Below are 17,151 nucleotides of genomic sequence, written 5' to 3' on the forward strand. Positions count from 1 at the left end.
TATTCAAAAATAAAGCCACAATTTTATTTGGGGAGCAGCGATATTTTGTTTCATAATTAACACTTGGGTCCAGATTAGAAGTTTTTGCTTTCAAAAGAGATAAAAATAAGTCGTGAACTATAGGATTTGTTATAAATCTTTAATCAGGGCCAATACATTCTGTGATTGTAATTCCAATATGTTTTGGTAGAAATATATAATGTTTTTTGTTCTGGAATAGCGAGATTGTTTTCATCTAAAAATTTAATTCTAATGATTTTTTCAGAAGTATCGTCTCTCATATTTATATTTCCTTCGGCATCATCAATTAGTTTCTTTTTTTGAAGATAAATATCCGGTTTTTCGATCATAAAAATAACTGCGGCTTCATTTTGTGATTCATGTTCGCCGGCAGGTTTTCCGTTTTGGTCAAATGTTTCCAGACGCTGGAGGTAATGTTTGTCATAATAAAAAAGCTGAAAGGCAATACCGCCATGAAGTACCTGCAGTTTATAATTTAAAAGCTGGAATCGTAATATCTGATTCTGTTTATTTGTAAGTTCAATAGATCCATTCCCTTCTTTGTCGACATTATTGTATAAAATTCTGAATGGTTTAGAAAACGAGGTAATACGATTGACATAATTAATAGGTGTATTTTGGGCTTTTATACCTATAACGCTGCACAATGCCAGCAAAATAAATAGAATTCTAAGTTTTTTATTGTGTGTAAATTTCATTGATAGGATTTATTTCTTCAGTAAATCAATTTCCTCCTTAGTATCATTAACATAAACAGTCAATTCATCAAATTTCCATTTTACTTTTTTGTGTGCGTTGACAAAGAGAATACCTGTTCCCTTAGATCCTTTTATAGGAATTTCTATATTACAGTTACCAGTTTCATTGCTTACATTAATATTTCCAGAAACCATTCCGTCTTTCTCAATAGTATTTCCCAGTTTCTGAATCACTTCTTGATTGTGCTGTGCTTCATACATAGCCTGTTTGTAAGCATCAGAATTGGTCATCATAGAAGTAACGCCAAAGAAAAGGCCTCCGATAAGCAGGCAAAAAAGTAAAATAAGACTTAAACAACCTGTCGGTACAAACCATTTCCAGTTTCTGTCCCACCAGCTTTTTCTAGGTTGATAATAATCGTCTTCCATTTTTAAAATGTGTTTTTAATTAATAAGCAGAAAGATATTATTATTTTTAATACTAAAGCATTATTTTAAAATTCTGCCTAAAAAAAATCACCTTATAATTATAAGATGATTTTCTGATTTAAATTAGCGATTACTAAAAGCAATTTCTTCAAGTGGTTTAGTACTTATGAAACAATAGGAATTGCAAATTTGAAATAGCTTATCTCTAATTTTTAATATATAAGCGCTTTTATATACTTCTTTTATTTATAACTTAACTTGTGCCTGATGTAATTCTAATGAGGATTGTAAATGGATTTATTTGTATTTAAATCTATTAGAATTGCATCGGTATAATCTTTACCTCCTTTTATTAAGTAAAAGAGTGATTTTACGACATAGATTGGTCCGTATGGAAATATTCTCCAGCCCGTAGATAAGTTTAAATAGAAGTGTTTCAAAGCAAATTTGAAAGTACTTTCGTTTGGGCGGATAAAGTAAATATTAGATTGCTTAATTCTTTTTACCATCTTAGAAAAGATAAAAGGAAAGGCAACAAATTTTGCTCCCTGTTGAATTAAGACGTTTATTTCAAACATTGTTAGGCCTTCGATATTATTTGTCTTCATAATAATGTAGGTTTTAAATATTATAAAAAAGAATTATAATTTGAGTCCAAAAATCATAATTTTTTAGGTAGAAAATTACCTGTAAAGGATTTAAAAGTATTAAATTATGTTTTTGTTTGGTATGTAAAGAGATTAAAAAAGTGAGAACTTATCATATATTGATAAATTCTCACTAAAATTTAATAGAATTATATTATTGAGCTACAACTGCATTCTGACCGACTGATTCCTGGTCTCTTTCATATACATCCTGAAAGAATCCAACTTCGCCATTTTCATTTACTAATGAAGTAAAATAACAAATATAGATTGGCACTTTTTTAGATAATTTAAAGCTGTTTTCTGTTTTACCAGCCATTGCTTTATCGATTTTTTCCTGAGTCCATTCTGGATAATCCTGCAGCATTGCTACAGCCAGTTCTTTTGCCATTTTTACATTGATACAACCATGGCTGAATGTTCTTTTTTCAAAATCAAACAATGTTTTAGATGGTGTATCGTGCATATAAATATCATCTGGATTCGGAAACATAAATTTTACTAAACCTAATGAGTTATCCGGACCTGGTTTTTGTCTTACCTGACCGTTTACCATTTCCATATTTTTCTCTGCAAGATAATTTGGATCTGATGCAATTTTAGATTTTAATTCGTTTTGTACAATACTTTGCGGTACTGTCCAATATGGACTAAAAACAATTCTATCAATTTCACCGTTAAAAATCGTTGTTTTAGTTAATGGCGCTCCAACAAAAACTGGTGAAGTCATTTGTACTTTTCCATTTTTAACATATACCATTTCATAAGAAGGAACATTTACTAAAACATATTCATCATTTGTTGCAATTTGAGCAGCAATAGCACGACATCTTTCCATGTTTAACTGTAAAGTTTCCATTTTTTCAGAAAGCGGAACATTCATTTCTTTAATGTGTTCTTCTGCAAGAATATAGTTTGGTTTAAATCCGTTACGAACTTTATATTTCATTACGGCATCCATTAATTCACGGTCGTAAACATCGCTTTTAGAATCTTCTTTTAAATCTCCTAATAAATACAAACGATTTCTAACTTGTGCAATTGTGCTTGAAACTGCATCTGGACGAAGCTCTTTATATGGAGTTTCTGCAACAATTGGTTTCCATTTGTGAGAACGATCTAATTTTTTATATTTACTTAAAACATTCTGCAATTTGTAATATTGATCATACTGCACTTTTGCATCTGTTGATGCAGTTGCAGTAGATTGTTCAATAGTACTGTAGTTTAGAAAATCTTTCAGCAGAGCATCATAAGAAAGCTTTTTTGTGTCTGGATTATTTTTTTTAGCGTACACTACATATAAGGAACTCAAAAGCATATCAGCATCTGTTTTAGAAAGATTTGATTCTGATGAAGAATCAAAAAGCTGATCAATTTCTTTTTGGTAAGGAATAACTAAATCATTTGATTTTTTTGCTTTTTCATATAATACAGATCCAAATTCATTGATTTCATTCTCATCATACCAAATAGTACCCAAGGTTCTGGTTTTGTATAATGACATGACATCAGATTTGTATTTTTTTAAATCAGAATATCTTCTGAAAAAGTCATTTGCAGTCTCGCTGTCTTCATCAGTATTGTACGCGGCTGCAGCGTTTAGTTTTTTATCTAAAAGATTGCTGCTTTCAATTGTGTTGAAAGAAGTCATAAAAAAACTTGCAATAATTATGGTGGTGATTGAAGATAAAGTTTTCATTTTAAATTAATTTTTACGTTACTATTTAAGCTTCTAGTTTTGGCAAAAATTTGGGGCATTTCTACATTGCTAAATTACTGTAGTAGTCTGTAAGACATGTTTTTATATTTTCTTTAAATGTTGCGAAATTGCCATGTCTTTAAGGTTTCTTTAACTATATAAGATTCATATCGAGATTGTTACCTCTTATTTATGTTAAAAAGAGTTCTTTTTTAGAGAACATAAAGGCTCGCGGTGTGTTCGAATATTAAAATATTTTGTAAATTGCCCTCAAAAATTATCATATTCATAAAATGGAACAACAAAAAACATATATTCCTAAAAATAAAGTAAGAATTGTCACAGCTGCTTCGCTTTTTGACGGACATGATGCTGCGATCAATATTATGCGTCGAATTATACAGTCAACTGGTGTTGAGGTAATACATTTAGGGCACGACCGCAGTGTAGAAGAAGTAGTGAATACCGCAATTCAGGAAGATGCAAATGCAATTGCTATGACATCTTATCAGGGAGGTCATAATGAATACTTTAAATATATGTATGATCTGCTTCGAGAAAAAGGAGCGGAGCATATCAAGATTTTTGGCGGCGGAGGCGGTGTCATTCTGCCAAGTGAAATTTCAGAACTGCATGAATATGGTATTACCCGAATTTATTCTCCAGATGACGGCCGTTCTTTGGGACTTCAGGGAATGATTAATGATTTGGTGGAACAGTCCGATTTTCCTATAGGAGATCAATTAAACGGAGAAATCGATCACATCGAAAATAAAGTTTCAACCGCAATTGCACGTTTAATTTCTGCTGCAGAAAATTTTCCGGAAATTGCACAGCCTGTTTTTGATAAAATACACAAAAGCAATATCGATTCTAAAATTCCTGTTTTAGGAATTACCGGAACGGGTGGTGCCGGAAAATCATCTTTGGTAGATGAATTGGTCCGCCGATTTTTAATTGACTTTCCAGAAAAAACAATCGGATTAATTTCTGTCGATCCTTCTAAGAGAAAAACCGGAGGAGCGCTTTTGGGAGACAGAATTAGAATGAATGCCATAAATAATCCTCGCGTTTATATGCGTTCATTGGCGACACGTCAATCCAATTTGGCTTTGTCGAAATATGTTGCCGAAGCGATTCAAGTTCTGAAAGCAGCAAAATACGATTTGATTATTTTGGAAACTTCCGGAATCGGGCAGTCTGATACCGAAATTATGGATCATTCTGATGTATCCTTATATGTAATGACGCCAGAGTTTGGAGCCGCAACGCAATTGGAGAAAATCGACATGCTTGACTTTGCCGATTTAGTGGCTTTGAATAAGTTTGATAAAAGAGGTGCTTTAGACGCGATTCGTGACGTTAAAAAACAATACCAGCGCAATCATAATCTTTGGGATAAAAACCCTGATGATATGCCAGTTTTCGGAACGATTGCTTCGCAGTTTAATGATCCCGGAATGAACACGCTTTACAAAGCGATTATGGATAAGATTGTCGAAAAAACAGCATCTGAATTGCAATCGACTTTCCAGATTACCAAAGAAATGAGCGAGAAAATCTTTGTGATTCCGCCACACAGAACGCGTTATTTATCTGAAATTGCAGAGAACAACAGATCTTATGACGAAAGTGCACTTTCGCAGCAAAAAGTAGCACAGAAATTATACGGAATCTTTAAAACCATAGAATCGGTTTCGGGGAAAGTGCCGCAAATTAATAAAGCCGGAATTGATGATTCTACTGTTTTACCAAGTGCAACAGAAGCGCATGACGAAAACAGAATCTTTTTAAACCTTTTACTCAATCAGTTCGATAAAGTAAAAATGGATTTAGATCCATACAATTGGGAGATTATCCTGAATTGGGATGAAAAAGTAGCGAAATACAAAAATCCGGTTTATTCCTTTAAAGTTCGTGATAAAGAAATCAAGATTGCGACACATTCTGAAAGTTTATCGCATTTGCAAATCCCAAAAATTGCTTTACCGAAATATGAAGCCTGGGGTGATATTTTACGTTGGAATCTACAGGAAAATGTTCCTGGAGAATTTCCTTTTGCTTCAGGATTGTATCCGTTTAAGCGTGAAGGCGAAGATCCGTCGAGAATGTTTGCGGGAGAGGGCGGACCAGAAAGAACCAATAAACGTTTTCACTATGTAAGTGCAGGATTGCCTGCAAAAAGACTTTCGACAGCTTTTGACAGTGTGACTCTGTACGGAAACGATCCGGATATTCGTCCCGATATTTATGGGAAAATCGGGAATGCAGGAGTTTCAATCTGTTGTTTAGATGATGCTAAAAAACTGTATTCTGGTTTTGATTTGGTTCATGCTTTGACTTCTGTAAGTATGACGATCAACGGGCCGGCGCCAATGTTGTTAGGCTTTTTTATGAATGCCGCAATCGATCAGCAATGCGAGTATTATATTAAGGAGAATGAATTAGAAAAAGAAGTTGAAGATAAAATCAACAAAATATACAAAGAAAAAGGAACAGAACGACCAAGATACCAAGGCGATCTGCCAGAAGGAAATAATGGTTTAGGATTAATGCTTTTGGGCGTTACCGGAGATCAGGTTTTACCTTTGGAAGTTTATAATGACATAAAAGTCAAAACATTATCGCAAGTTCGCGGTACGGTTCAGGCCGATATTTTAAAAGAAGATCAGGCGCAGAATACGTGTATTTTCTCTACCGAATTTGCTCTAAGATTAATGGGAGACGTTCAGGAATATTTTATTACCAAAAACGTTCGTAATTTTTATTCGGTTTCTATTTCTGGATATCATATTGCAGAGGCGGGAGCAAACCCAATTACGCAGTTGGCATTTACGCTTTCTAATGGTTTCACTTACGTGGAATATTACTTAAGCCGTGGTATGAGTATCAACGATTTTGGACCAAACTTATCGTTCTTTTTCTCGAACGGAGTTGATCCTGAATATTCGGTTATTGGCCGCGTGGCGCGTAAAATTTGGGCGAAAGCCATGAAAAACAAATACGGAGCCAACGAAAGAGCGCAAATGCTGAAATATCATATTCAAACTTCGGGACGTTCGTTGCACGCGCAGGAAATTGATTTTAATGATATTAGAACGACTTTGCAGGCTTTGTATGCGATTTATGACAACTGTAATTCTCTACATACAAATGCATATGACGAAGCCATTACAACGCCAACAGAAGAATCAGTTCGTAGAGCAATGGCAATTCAGTTGATTATCAATAAAGAATTAGGTTTGGCGAAAAACGAAAACCCAATTCAAGGTTCATTCATCATCGAAGAATTGACTGATTTGGTTGAAGCGGCCGTTCTACAAGAATTCGACCGAATCACAGAACGTGGCGGAGTTTTGGGTGCAATGGAAACGATGTACCAGCGTTCTAAAATTCAGGAAGAAAGTTTGTATTACGAAACCTTAAAACACAACGGAGATTTCCCAATTGTGGGTGTAAATACATTCCTTAGTTCAAAAGGTTCTCCTACGGTAATTCCAGCCGAAGTAATTCGTGCCACCGAAGAAGAAAAACAATATCAGATTACGATGCTGGATAATCTGCATCAGTTTCACGAAGCAAAAGTAAACGAGCATTTAAACAAACTACAAGAAGCCGCCATTAAAAACGAAAACTTATTCGACCATTTAATGGAAGCTACAAAAGTTTGCTCTTTAGGCCAGATTACTTCGGCATTGTTTGAAGTTGGCGGGCAATATAGAAGGAATATGTAGAAAGTATTATTTATGTAAATCTGGATAAATCAAAACCCTTATAGTAATAGGGTTTAAGGGTTATTTTGTATTTTGTAAATTCGAGCAAATACACTTTTGGTTGACTAAATGTTAACTAAAAGTGTATTTTTTGTTTATCTTTGGGATGATTAAAATAAATATCATGGCAACTATCAAATACTTACTTCAAAGTCAAAAAGAAAATTCAAATATCTATCTTAGATATTCAATAAAGAAAGGTTTGGTCTTGAAGCGTAAAAGTGGCTATGTAATAAATCCAAGTGAATGGAGTAAGGATAAAGGGCAACCAATTCAAAAAAATCAAGAATTAAAAACTCTTAAGTTGAAATTAGATAAACTGTCTGTATTCGTTAATGATGCATATAATAATGCCATAGATAAAGGGATAGAGTTTACAGGGGATTGGTTACAACACCAAATTGACCTATTTAATAATAAAATTATTATTGTTGACTTAGATATATTAACTAATTCAATTGATTTTTATATCAATTCTGGCGATAATTTAAGTAGTGGGTCAGTGAAAAACTTGGAAAATCTTAAAAAATTTATAATAAAATATGAAGCAGATTGTTTAAAGGGTAAGCAAGTACTAATTAGAGATATAGGTTTAAATTTTATTGATGTTTTTAAAAAGTATCATAAAGGGAAAGGACGTTCTATCAATTACATTGGTACTTATATCACAATAATACGAGCAGTCATTAATAAGGCTTCTTTAAATGGGATTCCAACTCATCCACAGTTCAAACAAATCAAAGTAATTAAAGAAATTAAAGAGCCTGAAGAGATTATCATTTTAACGCGTGAGGAGCAAGAACTCATTAGAAATGTAGATTTAGTACGTGAAGCGCATATTAATGCTCGAAAATGGCTATTACTAGGCTGTTTGATTGGGCAGAGGGCAAGTGATTTACTCAATATTAAAGAAAGTAATATTAAGAAGATAAAAAACTTGAAGGTTATTGAATTGAAACAAAAGAAAACAGGTAAACAGGTTGTAATTGCATTACATCCCAATGCTCTAAAAATAATAGAAGATGGATTGCCTTATAAGATAACTTTAGAGCATTTCAACAGCTATAGTAAAGAAGTCTGTAGAGAAGCTAAAATTAATAAGTTGGTTAAGGGAAAAATGCGCATTGATGACAAACGAACTTTGACAGTTGGTATGTATGAGAAGTGGCAAGTTATAAGTTCTCATGTCTGTAGGCGGTCATTTGCCACTAATTTTTATGGAGATATTCCTACTGCGGTTTTGATGAATACAACAGGACATAGTACAGAGGAAATGTTTTTAAAATATATTGGAAAAACGCAGTATGATAATGCTTTTCTTATGGATGATTATTTTAGTAAATTAGCACAGTTAGATAAATAATACAGAAAAAAATGGTTAGTCCAGAATTAAAAGAGTTTTTTGATAATGTTTATTTTATGTCTTCTTTTGAAAGAAAAAAAAAGATATATGAATTAACTAATGGTTTTAATAGTTATTTAATTGAGGCATTAAGAGACGAGGCAACTGCTTTTTTTCGAGATAGAATGATTGAAAAACTAGTCGAATATTCAGATAAAAATGGTGGTTTCAGTAAGGAATTACTAGATAAAGATATACAGGCAAATAGGCTTGTAGTTGACAAGGATATAAAAATTAAAGATGAAGATGAGCGTGAAGTAGGTTATATACCAATTGATGGCAAAAGTGGAAGTCTAGTCAATTTTTTTAATTCTAATTTCTTTAGTATTGATTACGAGGTTTTTAGAGATGTTATTGAAGATTCATCTGAGTTTTTATATGAATTGGATGATTTAGTAAGAAGAAGCCATAAACTTTCCAAAAATCCTGAATTATCTAAAGATAATATTTAAGAAGAACTTATAGATTTTAGTGATACTTTTATTTCTAGTAGAATTGTTTTTTTGGAAAAACTTGGAGTTATTAGATTTTTAAAAATGCAAGAACCATTTAATACTTCTGTAAACAGTATGGCGACAGTTTTAAGTGCTATTATTGGAGCGAAAGCAACAACAGTTCAATCGATGATAAATCCCATGCTGAATGATGATGTGAGTGGTAAAAATAATCCAATGAATTCTCTAAAAGCAGTTAATGTGGTAGATATAAAGCTAGCAAAAATTGGTTTTAAAGGTTAAAAACGTTGACGCATTGTAATCTTTTTGATGAATGTTATTTCTTTGTCTATCAGGTGGGTTAGTAGCTTTGTTTATTGTATTTTAATCGTATAGGATGATTAACTTATCGCCAAAATTAATAAGTGCATTTTGGTATTCCTCTGCTTCACTTTGATTATGAACTGATAAGTAAACTGTTAAATCTTTTTCTAATAAACTTTTAACTTCTTCAATAATAGTAAGTCTTCTTGATGTCATTCTGTTAAATTTGTCTTTTAAATAAACAGAAGTACAATCTTTATTATATTCTAAAATTTGATTTCTTGATTGTATTGCTCCAATTGTACCAGACACAATTTTGACACTGCACTGTTCTCTTAGATTACGCAAAGAAATTTTAACAGTTTCAAGATGAAATGTATATATATTAGGCTGATGTGAATATCGTGCAATCCCAGTTTTTAAAAAATTAGTGTCAATTTTTTTCCAAATTGTCGAACCACCTTTTATTCCCTGAATTTTGGATATGTCAAAATCAATTCCATTGTCTTCAAGTATAATATCTTTTGGAAGAAAAGAAATGGTAAAATCTGTCGATTTTCCATGTTTAAATGAGTTTTGACAAATTTCTAGGATTACATCACAAAAGTATCTGACAAAATTACTATCCCCTGTTTGTTGGTCCACAGTAAAAAAATATTCTTTCAATTTTGATTCTAAAATTACACCAATGTTATCATTTAAAAAATCATTTAAACTCTCTTCTGAAAAATCAGTTTTTTTTATATGTAGAATATTCCCTCTTAATACATTTTTAAAGTGGTCTGTATCTAGGTTGTTATCTTCTTCAAATTCGGAATCTAATTCATTAATAAGCAGTGGTATGAGATTTGCTGATTTTTCGGCACATTTTTTTTGATTTTCACGTGTAAATTGGCTGTCAGCAAGGTCTGAAATTGTTTTTAATATGAGCCAAGGGATTTTTTTTGAATGCAGTGTAGGTATATACCCAAATCCCTCCATTTCGCCTCCTAAAATTGATGGATACTGGTTAATAATATCATCTCTATAATGATTATTTGCAATTAAAGTTTCAAGGCTAGCAACTTCACCATTTATACAGAAATCTGTCAAATATTCTTTTTGCAATTTACTTTGAAATAACCTTAATTTAAACGTTCTATTTTTATCATTAATAATGTCACTATTTAATGAGTAAACAGTATTGCTTATAATTGTTTGACCTGTGTGTGTATTATTAGGATTTCCCCAACAGAAGCCACTCATTAAAACGACTTTTGGTTTGGGAAATTCATTATTGCTAATAAATTCAATTACTAATCTTCCTATTGAATCTTCTGAAGTAATACCACTAGTTCCTGAAAGATGTACCACAATATGACTTTCAATAAGACCTATGTAACATCCCTTGGTTTCTAAATTAATCTTAACCTTAGTTTTGGATAAAAAAATATTATTAACGGCATCTTTTTCAATACTGTTCGATGTAATCAACAAAATGTAATTATTGTTTAATATGTCTTTAAAATTTTGAAGTTCAATTATCATAATGTTATTTATCGTATGATTGTTTCGCCTTTTCGATTATTCTTAATTTTGTGTTTGTAATATGGAAATATCCAAAGTGCTGAATCTATTTTTTTTGTATTAGTTAGTCTTACTGTGAGATTATCATTTTTATCTTCGATTTCAGTGCCTATACCATAATTTTTTTTAATTAAATCTAAAAGCATATTTTTTGCTTGTAAGTCTCCTTTTGCTTTTTGTAATTCTGAAATTTTTAATTTATAGAGGCTATCAATTTTTGGTCTATAAGAAACTTCGCCATCTTCGTGTTTGGTAATAACCTTGTCTCTATCTAGTTGATTGATTATTCTATTCAGCCTAAGTATTGTTAAACTGTCATTTGCTGTTTTATTCTTTAAAAAAATATTATTGTCTTGATAATTATTTGCAATCTTAATCAATTCTTCTATTGAAATTGGTTTGTCTCCAATCAGGATACCATCAATAAGCTGATTGGTAGATGTGCCTTCTGAAGAATTAATTTTCGCTTTTGATTCTTTTAATAACTTAATCAGTTCTTCATTCTTTTTCAAAAGTTTAATTTGAATGCTATCATTTGTTTTTTTATTGGAATACAATTCAGTACTTAGATGTTCATTTTCGCGATAGTTAAAAAATAACATTGTAGCGGTAATGCCTAGCAACAAGACAAGTATTAAAATGATAAAGATTTTTATTTCATTTTTCATTCTTTGTCTGGATTAATTAATTTGCTTAAATCTTTAGCAAGTTTGCTATCAGGTTTTACGTTGAGATAATAATTTGTCCCTTCTTCTTTTGAAAGTTTAATTTCTTTAATTTCCAAATCTTGTTCATGAGTTTTCTTTAACATTTCAATTTTGTCTTCATATCTATCTTTGATGTTTTGAATTTTATCTTCATATAAAAAAGAAAGAACAGTATAGGTTAGACCAATCCCTGTTAAAAAGCATCCAATACAAGATTTAATCGGATGTTCTTCAAAAATGTCTTGAAAATTAAAGGCTCCTATCTGTTTCGCCATATGGCAATTTTTGAGTTTTTTATAATAATGGATTTAAAACATAATGTCCAAACAAAGTGACGTTCATTATTGTACAAAATATTTTGGCGCTAAGTATGATTTGGATTAAAGATGCAATATTTTTATTTAAACATAAATTTCCGTCAAAAACATATTTTAATCAAAACTAATATTTTATTGCGTTAAAGAGTGCTTTAATAAAAAAATTATTTAATTTCTATATTGTATTTTCTGGAATATCTTGTTGGATATTTTTTATTTAGGTCGTCTTTTATATAAAAGCCAACTGTTAGAACGTATTTCCCTGGTTTAAAGTCAGTGGAAAAAGTTATTATATTCTTCACATTATTTATTGCATATTGTTCGCTCCAAATTTGATAGACACTATTTGCTGTTTTTGGTTCAACAATGTCAATGAACAAGGGAGTTATTTTTTCTAATGTAGATTTTGAAAAGAAGTTCACATTGATAGTGAGATTGTCTTTTCTAGTAAATTCCTTTGAGTTAATTGATATTGTTGCAAAAGAATTTGGTTTGTCATCAATGTAACCTTCAACAATGGAGGGAAGTTTTAATAAAGGGCGTTGTATTCGTGAGGTATTTGTTTCTGTTTCAGTAGATGGAATTGAAACTATTTTATCATTTAAAAATGGAGTAGAAATTCCTTTCGTATTAAGTCTAAATGAATCAAATTTTAGCTGATAGTCTTTCGCTATCGCTAATGTCAGTGAATCTATGGTTTTTTTCTTCTCAGAAGTTTGGTTAGTTGAATATTGTTTCTGAATAGATTTAGAGGTCATTTTAGTTAAATTATCAAAATATTCTTGGTCTGGCTTGAACTGAATAATAGTGACTGTTGTATCTTTTGATATTCCTTTATTTAGAACAAGAACTTCGTCTGGACCACTAATTTCTTTCCAAATAAGTCCACTAATAAAAGCAATTAAACCAACAATAATTGCCCAAACTGTTGGATATATATTTGATTTGCTGAAGAATTTGTCATTACTCATTTTTGTTTGGATTTCTTTGCTATATATCCAGAACTCATCATAGATATTGGTAATAAAGATGCGATTTTTTTTATTAAATACAAATTTTGTTAAACGGGTTCAATGTAAATTGAGTTACCGATGCCTGAATTAACCGTTACTTAGCCAGTCTGCAGGATTAATTAAATATTGTAGAAAAGTACAATAAACTTGCCCCAAAAGCTTGTAGTTGAGGACGTGGTTATTTGAATTAGATAGTTAGGTAATAATAATGAACTAAATTTTACAATTAAAGTTAGAAGGAAAAAATATTTTATTAAGTAGTATTATAAATTCATATAAATGTCATCTAATTCTTCTTGTCTAATACCTAAATATCTTTTTGTTATCGATGGAGATGAATGATTGAATAATTCACTAAGATAAAGTAGTGCTTTTTCTGTTTCATTATTATTAGACCAAACTTGGCGACCAAAAGTTTTTCTTAGTGAATGACTACTAATTGCAATATTTTTAGTTCCAAATATTTCTTTTAGTTTTCTGTTTACATATTGAACAGTTATTACTGTTGACTGGTTTGAAGTGAAAATGTAACCAGCTCTTACATCTGTTCTTGTTTTAAGAAGCTCATATGCATTCTTTATATTGTCATTTAATCGAATAACACGTTTCTTATTAGTTTTAGATTCTACCAATGAAATTGAATCATTTTCTAAATCTTCAAATTTTAATTTTAGGATATCAGAAATTCGCAATCCAGCATTTATCCCAAAAACTATTAAAAATCCTAGTTTATAATTTTTTTCTGTTTTGATAATTTTCACTGCTTTGTTCAGGGTTGAATCAAAATTTAGATAATCGCTAGTAGTAATTGAATTTTTAAGGCTATCCTAAAGAGTTGGATATCGTTGAAAATGGAAATAAACAGGAAGAGTTTGTAGAGCAATTAAAAAAGTATCGACCAAAGTTAGATTATAGTAGTGTAGAAGGAGCTGAATATCTCCTTCATTTTATGTTCGAAAAGTATAATACAATATTAGCTCTTAAATATTACGAAATTTATGCAGATAAAATAAAGAATGAAGATCATCATATTAATGCTGCAAGGCTATATATTAAAATTGATAATAAAGAAAGAGCTAGCGAAGCTCTTTTGAGATTTTCTTGCAAAGCTTGGCTTCCGGTTGAGCATATTCAAATAGTTCCAATGAAGCTATGGATGTTTGAAGATTTACATTCAATTCTTACTCAAGCACTAAAAGACAAAATATTATATAGTCCAAAAGCAAATTAGTAATGACAATCTATAAGTATTTAAAAAATCAAAAATAGTTTTCAAGAGAGAAGTTATATTATTTTCTATGTATGAAATAAATCTACTTATTAAAATATCAAAAAGTTTACAGCGTTTAGCTTACGTTCTATTTTTATTTATTTGGGGAGAAGTTCTATTCTACTTTACAAATTATTCTTCACCCAGAGAATTATTTTATAAAGCGTATGGTGCTGACGGTATTTCACTTTATTTAGGAAGTATTTTGTTCTTAATTATTATACTTTCAGTACTATCAAAAAGAGTTAGTGATATTGCTGATCGAATGAAGAAAACGGAGTTAAAAAAGTAGTGCTGAATTCCGGATATTACGAGTGAGATACTCACACCATCAAAACTACAAAATCCAATTGTCAAATATAGCCTGTGGTTTAACCACGGGGGACACAATATAAGAAAGACAATATTACGTTCCCGTGGTTGAAACCACGAGCTATGTTTATAACGCTTTGGAATAGCAAAAAAAAAGAAAATCATTCACCAACAACCTGCCCAACACAAAATCGAATATTTAGAAAAATTATTAAAAGACAAATAATATTCTCAAAAGGTATTTAAACAAAAAAGCAGTTCCATCCCAGAACTGCTTTTTAACTTTTTAGGGCAAAAAAGGTGGTTTAACGACGAAATCCAGGATGTTCGTTTACTGAATTGTCTAACTTCACTGTTTTGACCTTTTTTACAGCAACTTTAATTTCATGAGTAGCAACTTTTTCGTTTGCTTTAACCTCTAAAACATAAGTTCCGGCTGGAAAACCTTCTAAACTTATTGTTTTTGAAATTTCTAGTTTGTCTGCTGCAGAATCTCCCGCATAAAGTAAATTGTGATTTTCGTCATAGATAGAAAAAGATGATTTTTCAAACGTGTCTAAAGTAAAGCTTACTACTTTTCCGTTTCCGGTTTGAATGTTTAAAATGTAGTCGCCTTTTCCATCAATGGCATAAGTAAAAATTGTTGCTAAAAAAAAGGCAGCAACCAACCCGTTCTTGGTAAATTTTGTCATGTTTTTTTAATGTTTATTACTAATATTACTAAATGTGGAACATCCAAAACTACAAATACAATTTTAATTTTTATGCAAGAAAATCAACTTTTTTGACTTCTAAAATGCTGAATTAAAACTATTTCTGTACTTTCTCTACGCTATGTACGTAAATGTTGAGGTTTCGGATTTATTTATTTTATATTTTTTTTGTTATAAAAATTTAAGCCTGAATATTTATTAAGAATAATTTTTCAAAAGAAAAATTCAAGTGCTGTTTGTTTAAAAAATAGCATAAAAAAACAGCTCAATTACCATAAAGAGCTGTTCTTAAAAAATCATTTTTTCGACTTTTAATCTCGTTTTTTTAAATAATGAGATCATAACTTCTTAGCGTACTGCTATGCTTGAATTTTTAGTAAATCCATCTTTGTAAACAGACGAAATTGCTTTTCTGGACAAAACAGACGAATTGTTTACAATCGTAATTTCGTGTCTTACCTTTTTTACATTATCCTCAACTTCTAAGAAGTAAGTTCCTTCTGGAAATTCTTCAAGACTGAAAGTTCTCAAAATTCCATCTTTACCAGAAGCACTTTCAGAATAAATTAAAGTACCTTCTTCATCATAAATTGTCAAGTTTGCTTTTTTAATCTGATTAAGTGCAAAAGTAATTCGCTTTCCGGTAGCTTTTAATACCTGAACATTCAGATCTGCATTCCCATCAATTGCATACGCACTAATTCCGCTGAATAGTATCGCTGCTGCTAAACTCATTTTAAACGTCTTTTTCATAGCAATAGTTTTTTTAAATTATTAGTTCTAATTCTCTGATGCTAAATTACTTATGAAATGTATGTATTTACACAACTGCATTTTCCAATTTCGATGCTAAATTCTCATTTACGAAACCGTTATAGGTTAAATTTTGAATTATATTTATCGTTTTTGTTAATTCAGTTATTATATTTCAACGTTTTGTTCTGATTGGCTTTACTTTTGTCTAACTTTTTAATAACATTTCAAGATTAAGAAATGAGCAGGAAATTCAAAAAAATAAGGCACAAAAAAAACAGCTCAATAACCACAAAGAGCTGTTTCTAAAACTTAAAAGTTTTTAAACTTACTAACTATCTAACCTCACTTTTATACTTATTACGAGTATAAAACTTTTTTAGCGTACTGCTACGCTTGTATTTTTATCAGAACCTGATTTGTAAACAGATGAAAATGCTTTTCTTGATAAAACCGAAGCATCATCAGTAATTGTAATTTCGTGTCTTTCTATTTTTGTATTGTCTTCAACTTCCAGGAAGTAAGTTCCTTCCGGAAATTCTTCTAAGCTAAAAGTTCTTAAAATTCCTTCTTTACCAGAAGCTCTTTCAGAATAAATTAGAGAGCCTTCTTTGTCATATATAGATAGGCTGGCTTTTTGCAGTTTGTTAATAGCAAAAGTAATCACCTTTCCGTCAGTCTTAATTACCTGAAGATTAAAATCTTCTTTTCCATCAATTGCATAAGTACTTATTCCTGATAAAAGTACAGCACATACTAAACTCAATCTTACAATCTTTTTCATGGTATTTAGTTTTAAATTAATAGTTCTAATTCTCTGATGCTAAATTACTCTGATCCTTACTTTTTTTACACAACTGAATTTTCCAATTTCGATGCTAAATTCTCATTTACGAAACCGTTATAGGTTAAAATTTGAATTATATATTACGTTTTTGTTAATTCGGTTATTATTTTTTAATGTTTTTTTAAAATTTAATATTTCTTAAATATTAAATTTTCTTACAATTGTTATATCTGTAAAAAATGATAGTATTAAATATGATTTAAAAAAATTAAGAATCAAAAAA

The 17,151-nt window shown here is 30.7% G+C and carries 17 protein-coding genes; 5 read left to right on the top strand and 12 right to left on the bottom strand.

Going from position 1 to position 17,151, the window contains the following annotated elements; genetic code table 11:
* Positions 1–143: 143 nt before the first annotated feature.
* The 4 genes from B0A68_RS11620 to B0A68_RS11635 form a co-directional block, all read right to left on the bottom strand.
* The gene (locus B0A68_RS11620) at positions 144–719 is read right to left on the bottom strand and encodes a hypothetical protein (protein WP_035684168.1); all 576 of its coding nucleotides are present in this window, start codon (positions 717–719) and stop codon (positions 144–146) included.
* A 9-nt stretch (positions 720–728) separates the two neighbouring features.
* Entirely contained in the window at positions 729–1,148 is a 420-nt protein-coding gene (locus B0A68_RS11625; protein WP_035684166.1) for a cytochrome c oxidase assembly factor Coa1 family protein, read from the bottom strand.
* A 275-nt stretch (positions 1,149–1,423) separates the two neighbouring features.
* Positions 1,424–1,756: a hypothetical protein gene (locus B0A68_RS11630; protein ID WP_035684163.1), complete on the bottom strand. Its 333-nt coding sequence runs from the start codon at positions 1,754–1,756 to the stop codon at positions 1,424–1,426.
* A 193-nt stretch (positions 1,757–1,949) separates the two neighbouring features.
* Positions 1,950–3,497, bottom strand: a complete 1,548-nt coding sequence (locus tag B0A68_RS11635; RefSeq protein ID WP_035684159.1) for a L,D-transpeptidase family protein — start codon at positions 3,495–3,497, stop codon at positions 1,950–1,952.
* A 293-nt stretch (positions 3,498–3,790) separates the two neighbouring features.
* Here B0A68_RS11635 and B0A68_RS11640 point away from each other — a divergent pair, with 293 nt between their 5' ends.
* The 4 genes from B0A68_RS11640 (at position 3,791) to B0A68_RS11655 (ending at position 9,409) form a co-directional block, all read left to right on the top strand.
* A complete protein-coding gene (locus B0A68_RS11640) occupies positions 3,791–7,231 on the top strand; it encodes a methylmalonyl-CoA mutase family protein (RefSeq protein WP_035684156.1) in 3,441 nt (1,146 codons plus the stop codon).
* Between the two features lie 163 nt (positions 7,232–7,394).
* Positions 7,395–8,633, top strand: a complete 1,239-nt coding sequence (locus B0A68_RS11645; protein ID WP_165571332.1) for a phage integrase SAM-like domain-containing protein — start codon at positions 7,395–7,397, stop codon at positions 8,631–8,633.
* 11 nt (positions 8,634–8,644) lie between these two features.
* Positions 8,645–9,124 carry a hypothetical protein gene (locus B0A68_RS11650; protein ID WP_035684151.1) on the top strand — a complete coding sequence of 160 codons (480 nt, stop codon included), beginning with the start codon at positions 8,645–8,647 and terminating at the stop codon, positions 9,122–9,124.
* Between the two features lie 84 nt (positions 9,125–9,208).
* Positions 9,209–9,409, top strand: a complete 201-nt coding sequence (locus B0A68_RS11655) for a hypothetical protein (protein WP_123947500.1) — start codon at positions 9,209–9,211, stop codon at positions 9,407–9,409.
* Between the two features lie 81 nt (positions 9,410–9,490).
* Here the strand turns inward: B0A68_RS11655 and B0A68_RS11660 are convergent, their stop codons facing one another.
* The 5 genes from B0A68_RS11660 to B0A68_RS11680 all read right to left on the bottom strand — a co-directional run bounded on the left by B0A68_RS11660 (position 9,491) and on the right by B0A68_RS11680 (position 13,794).
* Positions 9,491–10,957 carry a nucleoside phosphorylase-I family protein gene (locus B0A68_RS11660; RefSeq protein WP_035684145.1) on the bottom strand — a complete coding sequence of 489 codons (1,467 nt, stop codon included), beginning with the start codon at positions 10,955–10,957 and terminating at the stop codon, positions 9,491–9,493.
* Positions 10,958–10,965: 8 nt separating this feature from the next.
* A complete protein-coding gene (locus B0A68_RS11665; protein ID WP_035684143.1) occupies positions 10,966–11,664 on the bottom strand; it encodes a hypothetical protein in 699 nt (232 codons plus the stop codon).
* Positions 11,661–11,978 (bottom strand): hypothetical protein, encoded by a 318-nt coding sequence (locus B0A68_RS11670; RefSeq protein ID WP_035684141.1) that lies wholly within the window; start codon positions 11,976–11,978, stop codon positions 11,661–11,663. Before B0A68_RS11670 ends, B0A68_RS11665 begins: the two co-directional genes overlap by 4 nt.
* A 206-nt stretch (positions 11,979–12,184) precedes the next feature.
* Complete coding sequence (locus tag B0A68_RS11675) at positions 12,185–12,991, bottom strand: hypothetical protein (protein WP_035684138.1); 807 nt, start codon at positions 12,989–12,991, stop codon at positions 12,185–12,187.
* A 305-nt stretch (positions 12,992–13,296) separates the two neighbouring features.
* Positions 13,297–13,794 carry a tyrosine-type recombinase/integrase gene (locus B0A68_RS11680; RefSeq protein ID WP_205623782.1) on the bottom strand — a complete coding sequence of 166 codons (498 nt, stop codon included), beginning with the start codon at positions 13,792–13,794 and terminating at the stop codon, positions 13,297–13,299.
* Between the two features lie 74 nt (positions 13,795–13,868).
* Between B0A68_RS11680 and B0A68_RS11685 the strand changes: the two genes are divergently transcribed.
* Positions 13,869–14,264: a hypothetical protein gene (locus B0A68_RS11685; RefSeq protein ID WP_035684132.1), complete on the top strand. Its 396-nt coding sequence runs from the start codon at positions 13,869–13,871 to the stop codon at positions 14,262–14,264.
* Between the two features lie 656 nt (positions 14,265–14,920).
* Here the strand turns inward: B0A68_RS11685 and B0A68_RS11695 are convergent.
* The 3 genes from B0A68_RS11695 to B0A68_RS11705 all read right to left on the bottom strand — a co-directional run bounded on the left by B0A68_RS11695 (position 14,921) and on the right by B0A68_RS11705 (position 16,865).
* Positions 14,921–15,307: a hypothetical protein gene (locus B0A68_RS11695; RefSeq protein ID WP_035684125.1), complete on the bottom strand. Its 387-nt coding sequence runs from the start codon at positions 15,305–15,307 to the stop codon at positions 14,921–14,923.
* A 369-nt stretch (positions 15,308–15,676) separates the two neighbouring features.
* Positions 15,677–16,081, bottom strand: coding sequence for a T9SS type A sorting domain-containing protein (locus B0A68_RS11700; protein ID WP_035684122.1), 405 nt, complete (start codon positions 16,079–16,081; stop codon positions 15,677–15,679).
* A gap of 379 nt (positions 16,082–16,460) precedes the next feature.
* Positions 16,461–16,865: a T9SS type A sorting domain-containing protein gene (locus B0A68_RS11705; RefSeq protein ID WP_035684119.1), complete on the bottom strand. Its 405-nt coding sequence runs from the start codon at positions 16,863–16,865 to the stop codon at positions 16,461–16,463.
* Positions 16,866–17,151: the final 286 nt, after the last annotated feature.

Source organism: Flavobacterium reichenbachii (assembly GCF_002217435.1).
Lineage (GTDB): Bacteria > Bacteroidota > Bacteroidia > Flavobacteriales > Flavobacteriaceae > Flavobacterium > Flavobacterium reichenbachii.